This is a genomic window from Pseudomonas sp. B35(2017) (genome assembly GCF_002113645.1).
GTDB classification, from domain to species: domain Bacteria; phylum Pseudomonadota; class Gammaproteobacteria; order Pseudomonadales; family Pseudomonadaceae; genus Aquipseudomonas; species Aquipseudomonas ekonensis.
The window spans coordinates 1-660 of record NZ_NEIZ01000052.1 but is presented as its reverse complement, the minus strand read 5'-3'; the positions used below and the strand labels follow the sequence as shown (position 1 = coordinate 660).

Here is a 660-nt window from a genome sequence, read left to right as displayed (position 1 = left end):
ACGGCAACAACGTGCTGGACGGCGGCGCCGGCGCCGACATCATGATCGGCGGACTGGGCAACGACACCTACATCGTCGACAACGTCGGCGACGTGGTCATCGAGACCAGCCGCCTGTACGGCGAAGTCGACACCGTCCGCGCCTCCGTGAACTACACCCTCAGCGCCAACGTCGAGAACCTCACCCTGACCGGCACCGGCAACATCTACGGCATCGGCAACGACCAGGACAACGTCATCATCGGCAACGACGGCGACAACCAGTTGGTCGGCGGCGCGGGCGTGGACACCCTGATCGGCGGCAAGGGCAACGACGCCTACGGCATCGACCGCGAACGCGAGCTGGACCTGGTTCAAGAGCTGGCCAACGAAGGCACCGATATGCTGGTCATCGAGTACAACGCAAACGCCACCTTCGGCAGCACCGTCGACCTGAACCGCAGCAGCCTGCAGAACATCGAGAATGTCGCATTGACCGGGGCGGGTGTCTTCACCGTCTACGGCAACGCCCTGAACAACACCCTGATCGGCAACAGCGACGACAACACCCTCAACGGCGGCACCGGCGCGGACATCATGGAAGGCGGCGCCGGCAACGACAGCTATGTCGTCGACAACGTCGGCGATGTGGTCATCGAGCAGGGCCCTTCGGCCAGCGACG

General features: G+C 64.2%; 1 protein-coding gene. It reads left to right on the top strand.

The features are described 5' to 3' along the window. A partial coding sequence (locus tag CAG41_RS28080) for a calcium-binding protein (protein ID WP_139835016.1) occupies positions 1-660 on the top strand: 660 nt, incomplete at both ends.